This window comes from Planosporangium flavigriseum (assembly GCF_011947225.1).
In the GTDB taxonomy this organism is placed as follows: domain Bacteria; phylum Actinomycetota; class Actinomycetes; order Mycobacteriales; family Micromonosporaceae; genus Planosporangium; species Planosporangium flavigriseum.
This window is the reverse complement of sequence record NZ_JAATVW010000045.1, coordinates 1-6531: the sequence shown is the minus strand read 5'-3', so window position 1 is coordinate 6531 and position 6531 is coordinate 1. Positions and strand designations below refer to the sequence as shown.

Sequence of the window (6531 nt, the reverse complement as noted above, 5' to 3'; positions counted from 1 at the left end):
CTGGGGTGCTGTTCGGGGTTTTGGTGCTGTCTGCTGGCTGTGTCTGGCAGCCGAGGTGGTCGGTGTCGACGAGCTGGAGGCTGTCCAGAATGCGCTCGGTCGTCTCTGCGTTGCGGGTGCGCACGTCGAGTACGACGTGCCGGGACGGTACCGAGATCCAGCCGGCGTACCGGCCGTCGGTTAAGCGTTTTGTCCCTTTTGTGGCTGGTGCTCCGTTGATCGTTGTGGCGCTGCCGCCTTCGGGCGCTGCGCTTTCCTCGATGATCGCAAGCTCCTTGGTTGGCGGCTCCTCCGTGAAACAGAGGGTCGCCATGCCCTTGGCGCGTACGACGCTGGGCCTGGTGGTCATGCCGCAGCCGCTGTCGTTGATCGCCCAGGTAGCGGGGACGGCGATCTCGGCGCCGAGCGAGCTCTCCAGCCGCCAGCCGGTTTGGATCTTGCTCGTGTTCCGGGGTGTGCTCATGCCGGCGGATGCCGCTCCGTCGGTTGCCGCTCCGGTGGCAGTAGCCAGCACGGCCGCTGCCACGGCGGTCGCTGTCAGGATCCGCGTATGCGTCCGCATGATCGCCCTCCGGGGTGGGGGACCGTTCGTGCTCACCGCCAGCCGTGACCATCGTAGGTGCGGGTGGCGGGGACCGCTCGGATTGATCACAGGATTGGGGACTGCCCCCGCGCGGATCCGGGGAACGGTGCGCTAGGCTGTACCGGCTGCCTCGGCAAGGTCGAGGCAACGGGACGTGGCGCAGTTTGGTAGCGCACTTGACTGGGGGTCAAGGGGTCGTCGGTTCAAATCCGGCCGTCCCGACAAGTGGCGAAGGCCGCTGATGAGGGCAGTAAGCCCAGGTCAGCGGCTTTTTTATTACTGTCGCGGCCTCCCGCTCTCAGCCTGCGCGGTTACCGCTGGGGACCATTTGGGGACCATCGGCGTGATCAACAGGTGTCTACCGCGTTCCCGAGGGGCTTCTCTTCCCCGTCGTGCACCCGAACGGCGCGGCTATGCCGCTGCCATTGCCTGTCCCGTTAGCGGCGTCCTCATGCCTCGCCGTCACCAAGTGGCAGGGTAATCCGGAGCGCCGGAGGACCAGCCGGGTCGTCAATGTCCAGAACAAAGTCGAGTCCGGTGTCCAAAATCGCTCTGACATCCGCGTGGTCCTGCGAAGCGATGATTGCCACGAGTTGGTCGTCGGCGTAGACAGCCAACGACTCTGGGGCTGGTTCGTCCCACGCCGGTACGAGTGACAGGCGCTGTCCAGGAGCTGGCAGGTCATCGCCGACACCGGGCAGACTCACGGTGACGGAGCCGGTCTCCAGCAGTGTCTTGAGCAGGCTGCGGCTACGGAGTCTGGTGAAGTCGAGTAGGTCGAGGACCTCGGAGGAGGATGCGTCATAGCGTTCGCGCCATTCGGCAATACTCATCCCCGCTAGCCAGGCGCGGAGGTCCTCGTACAGAGGCTGAAGGCCGCTGGGAAGGCCGGCGACAACAGCGTGGGCGAGCCGCCGGGAGCGGATGCCCGAGGTCATTAGCAGCAGCGCGTGGGTGGTGTTGATGCCGTAGCGGATGTACCCGCCCAGTTCCGGGCAGAGTCGCGCCTCGGCGTCCGTGTCGGTCAGGCGGACATTGATCAGTTCTACCAAAGCGCCGACGGTCCAGGCCAGATAGTGCTCGAAATGTTCCGTTACTGCACCGACCATCTGCTCGATGCGCCAAGCAGGGTCCCGTGCGGCCGACAGGTGGGCATCGGCGAGTTCGGGCAGCGGCTGGCCTGAGATCCAACCGGCCAATAGGTCAACCGGCCTAACGTCGATGTCCCTGCCACCTCTGCTGGCCCGGAATCGCCATTCAGGTGCTTCGGGAAGGTCCAAGAGCTGGGTGAACATCGCGGTTAGCTGGGCAATGGCCTGTTCAGGATCGCGCAGATCCGGCAGGTCGCCGGTCGCCTCCGCGCGGAGGATCGCTTCGGTTATCCGCTCTGCCAGGCGGTCGATCGTCCGCGCGGAACCGATAGACGTGCCGGCGCGCGGCCAACGGCGGCGCGCCTCTGGGTCACTTCTCAGGTAGCTGCGACGGGTTGCCTCCGCAAGGCGTTTGCATCTTCCTCGAACGTCGACCGACTGTTTGCTGGCGAGCGTCGCGTCGACGATGCGGTCGATGTCGGCGGAGGCTGGATCGATGTCGCGGCTCTCCTCGATGGACAAGACCAGCCAGACGAAGCTGATGAAGTCTCCGGCCGCATCGGTGGCGTCGAAGATGGCGTCTTCGTTGTCTCTCAGTTCGGCTTCGAGTTGGGCAAACGACTCCAGCGCGGCTTCGGTACTCAGTGACGAGGTCACCGCGAGGGCTTCCGCTCCGGGGTTTAGGTCCTGGAAGTCCTGCTCGCTGGGATTGGCGGCGCGGACCAGCACGATCCAGCCCTCGGTCTCCTTGCCGGCTCGTCCAGCTCGGCCCATGGCGTTAACCAAACGGGCGCCACGCAGCCGGCTGTCGTCGTGCTGTCCGGGGAACGACTGGTCGTATATGACGACCGTGCGGACCGGGAGATTGACGCCGTCCGTCAGGGTTGACGTACACGTCAGGTACGGCAGGATGTCGTGGCGGACTGACTCCTCAAGTGCCTCCAGCACTTCCATTGGCAGGCCCGCGTGGTGGAAGCCGACCCCGTGGCGCAGGACGCTGACCAGTGGATGGTCGTCACCGAGCTGTTGCCGTACGAAGTTGACCAGTGGTGCCAGGGAAGGCTGCTCCTCGCGTATGTCAGCCAAACTCTTCGCCAGCTGCTGGGCCTGAGTGCGGGTGGTGGCGACGACCAGGACTGATCCCGCGTGGCCGAGCGCGGCAATCATCTGGCTGGCGATCACATGCTGCTTCGTTGATCGGGTTGGATCGGTAGGCAGGCCGGACTGCCGGGATTTGCCATCCTTGGACTTGCGGACCAACCGCCAGCCAGTGTCGCCCTGTGTGGACAGCCATGCGGTGCGACCATCGGCCATGCGGAGCCGAATCTGGCCGCTGAGCTTGGTGGTATGCCGGTACGGCCATTTCGGGCCAGCGCCGCCCTCAGTGCGAGTCTCCGACCAGTGTGCATGCGTGGTAAAGGCCGCATGGAGGCGCCGCGGGCCACGCCATTGGGACTCGTGCCGCAGACACTGTCCACCTGGGCTGAGCCATTGTGCAATGGTGCCCGCGTTGCCCATCGCGGCCGAGATCAACACGATCTGGTGGTTGGTCTCCTGAGTGAGGTAGTCCAGCAGGGCGATGGCCGACTCCAGTACGAACCCCCGGCCCGACTCCTTGAGCAGCTGTGCTTCGTCGAAGATGAACATGCCGAAGCGGTCGAGCACGGCTTCGGCGTCGTGGCGCAGCAGGTGACCGAGCCTCTCCGGCGTCATCACTTCGACGTCGGCCGGCGTTTCCGGAGAAGCGGCAGCGTCCAGGAAGTCCCACACGGTCGGGTAGTCGGGCTGGTCGGTGCCGGTCTCCTTCTCCAGGACGCGGACGCGGCTGGCCATCGCTCGGCGAATTTCGCGCCCGAGGCTGCGTGTCGGCGCGACGTAGCAGACGCTGCGATCCGTGCGAGCCAGGTGTTCGACTGCGAGCAGCTGCGCCACGAGGCTCTTACCGCCGCTGGTTGGTACCGCCAGAACCATCCTGCGGACGCTGGAGTCGAACGGTGACCGGGGGCCGGTGAGCAAGTTGCGCTGTGGCTCCCATAGCGTCAGAACTGGTGGGCTACCTACGGTGAATGCCTGCCGGACCAGTGGGGGCACCGTTGGCGGCAGTACATCGGGGTTCCAAAGCGAGCCGGCCTGCGCTTCGCTGGACAGGTTCAGCAGGTGAGCGGCCACCCACTGCGAATTGATGTCACCTGGCCCGGCTTCGCCTGTGGCGGCGCTGCGGAGTCGGAGGAGGCCGCGCTCCAGGCGGTCGGCGTTGCCTTGGGCAAAGTAGGTGAGCAGGTCTTCGGCGCCTAGGACGACCATGTGGGTCGGGCCGAACGCGGTGGTTGTCAGATCGCGCAACTCGGAGTTACGGGCGAGTGCGGCCAGTTGGCGGCGCCATGTACCAAACCAGCGGAATAGTGTCTTGGTTTCGAAGCCGAGGAACGCGAGTCCGACCTCCAGCGAAAGTGTGTCGATGTGGTCGGTTACGGCGGACTCGGTGTCGATGTCAGCGCGGAGCCTGTTCATGATGGCGGTGGCGTTCGGGTCTCTGCCCCCACGCCGGTAGCCGATCGCAGCGGCGAACCCGAACGACAGCCGTTGCGTGGGCGTCCACCCGTCCTGGTTGAGGGCCAGGTCAAAGATGTGGGCGCTGACCAGGAAGGCTTGGCGTTGCCGGGCGAGGGTGTAGCGACGGCGGGCTTCGTTGACCGAGGCGACGCCGTGCAGGTACCAGGCGGTGTCGAACAGCTCCTGGCCGATCTCGGCTCGGCGGAGCAGGAGTTGGACCTCGACGTCGGCCATGAGCTGTTGGAGTTCCTCAGCGGTGGGCAGGCCGGTTCGCCCTCCGAGGGCGTCGTTGAGTAGGGTGAGGTCTAGAGACCGCTCCACACGATCTCCTTCACTCGCTCAGCGAACCCCGGGAAGTCGGGGATCGCCACGATGACGCTCTCGGTCTGTCCCGCCCTGGCGAACTCAGGAAAAGCCTTGTTGATGGAGTGAAACGTTTGCGGTCGGGTCGGCGCGTGATGTGCGGAGGTGCCCACGGATACGCCGACCCCGGCACGCTCGCTTCGGTCGAACCACAGCTCGACCATGTTCCCGTATAACTCGCCGAGCGGTTCGTCCTCGATGATCGTTTCCGGTCCGGCAAGCTTGGCGAGGTACTCGTGTCCACGGCTTGACAACTGCTTGCTTGCCCGGTTAATCGTGGCCGAGACCCCCTGCTGGGCTGCGTGCTTCTTGATCTCCCATAGCCGGAATACCAGGGTGCCTTGCTCGTTCTGGTAAACCACCAGCCCATCGCCACCGGGCTCGAGCGGATCGGCCTTCACTGGATGTGCACGCACGAGCTTGCGGCCGTCGCGGCACACGGTCCGTTCATGAATGAGCCGGTTCCACAGCAATTCCGCGACGTGTCCCTGAACATGATCGTCGTTGACGGGCTTGCCCGGTAGGTTGAAGGCGATCGCGACATACGTCTTGACGGCCTCGAGTTTGGCACCCGTTTCCGGTGGGCCGCCGTCGCGGCGAGCCCGCCAGCGATCGAGTACAGGCGATTTGCCGCAGGCGATTGTCATAGCGTCGTCAGCGAGGAGCTGAGCTGCCGCCTCGCGGGCCGCGCCACTGAGGGTCGTGCCGCCGATCACGTACTCGACCGACGACGTGCCGGGGCTGTCGATAAGTGTCAGGAGGGGCGTCAACGCGGGCGGACTTGTCACTGCTGCGCAGTCTCCCGTATGTAAGTGATGCGCTCAGCGGCGGTCAAGGCTCCATCACGCAGGTCGCGAGAGTGCCAGTCAGGTCGCTCCCTTGCCATCGTCCGTACGCGGTGTTCCGATCTAGCTGGATAGTAGCCAGCTAGGCCCAGTTTGGGGATAGGGCGTAGGTAGACCGTCACCGGCGGGATCACCCACGGGCTCCGATGCCGGGCACGTTAGGCATTCGACCTGTTTGGCCGTGCGTTCATAGAGCACCCACTGCCCGCCGGCAACGCCTGGCCGCAGCCACGGTAGGCGCAGGCGTAACGCAGCCACATTCGCTTTAGCTCGCGATCCGCAGTGCCATCCATACCCGTTCCATCGTCGTCACCCCCGGCTCACCTGAGCAGCCGCCGCGCAAGAAGCACGGGAAGCTGACGTGCCAGCCGTCGAGCGGCGCATTCACGAGAGCGTGTACGACGCTCGCTTGATGGCCGACACCACGCCGCCGGTTCGCCGGGAGAAGACCGCCGGCGTCGAGCAGACCGCACATAAGGGCCTGTATGACGCTGGCCTCGTCATCAATACGAGCCCACCTCCGCGATGGGAGCCGTCCGCTGACGCAGACAGTGGCAGCGCGATTGGTGGGACTGATGGCGGCAACTCATCTCCGGTTGAGTGATAGCACCGTCGTACCAAACGCTTGCGGGGAGTCGACTCTAGAGTGGTACGCGGAGGCTGTCCTGAGCGAGATCCACAAGCTTCGTAGGTACTTCATCAAACAGATTCGGTGGTATCGAACAGACCGCTGTGCCGATACTCCGTAGATTCAGGATCCGCTGTCTGAGGCTGCCGGTCACAGGTAGCTGACGTTTGGGGAGCACGGCCTGCTCAGACTCAGCACTTCCCAACATCAGGCCGCCGGGGCAGTAGTTGTGACCCTACGGGCCGACGACGGAACGCCGCTCGATGGCGCCATGACCTTGACCCTGCCGGCGGAAGCCGGAACGCTCTATGTAGGACGGTAAGTGGTGTCGATCTTACGGAGAGGATGGCTGTGAGGTACGAGTACGACGCCGAGGCAGCGGCGAGGAAGGCAGCGAACAGAACTCGAGACGAGCAAACCGATGCCATCGGTGAGGGCCTGGCGGCCATCGCCTTCGCACTGCTTGAG

The 6531-nt window shown here is 64.9% G+C and carries 3 protein-coding genes and 1 tRNA gene; 1 reads left to right on the top strand and 3 read right to left on the bottom strand.

What is annotated here, in order from left to right; all coding sequences use genetic code 11:
* The coding region (locus HC028_RS26645) for a hypothetical protein (RefSeq protein ID WP_205861730.1) at positions 1–526 on the bottom strand (526 nt) is incomplete at its 3' end.
* Between the two features lie 205 nt (positions 527–731).
* Here HC028_RS26645 and HC028_RS26640 point away from each other — a divergent pair.
* A tRNA-Pro gene (locus tag HC028_RS26640) sits at positions 732–805 on the top strand.
* A gap of 227 nt (positions 806–1032) precedes the next feature.
* Here the strand turns inward: HC028_RS26640 and HC028_RS26635 are convergent.
* Positions 1033–4461, bottom strand: a complete 3429-nt coding sequence (locus HC028_RS26635) for a DEAD/DEAH box helicase (protein WP_205861729.1) — start codon at positions 4459–4461, stop codon at positions 1033–1035.
* A 71-nt stretch (positions 4462–4532) separates the two neighbouring features.
* Positions 4533–5378: a hypothetical protein gene (locus tag HC028_RS26630; protein WP_168080199.1), complete on the bottom strand. Its 846-nt coding sequence runs from the start codon at positions 5376–5378 to the stop codon at positions 4533–4535.
* Positions 5379–6531 lie beyond the last annotated feature (1153 nt).

Excerpts from the sequence above, each read along its gene's own strand:
- HC028_RS26635 (WP_205861729.1), bottom strand. The coding sequence starts at position 4,461 with ATGGCCGACGTCGAGGTCCAACTCCTGCTCCGCCGAGCCGAGATCGGC.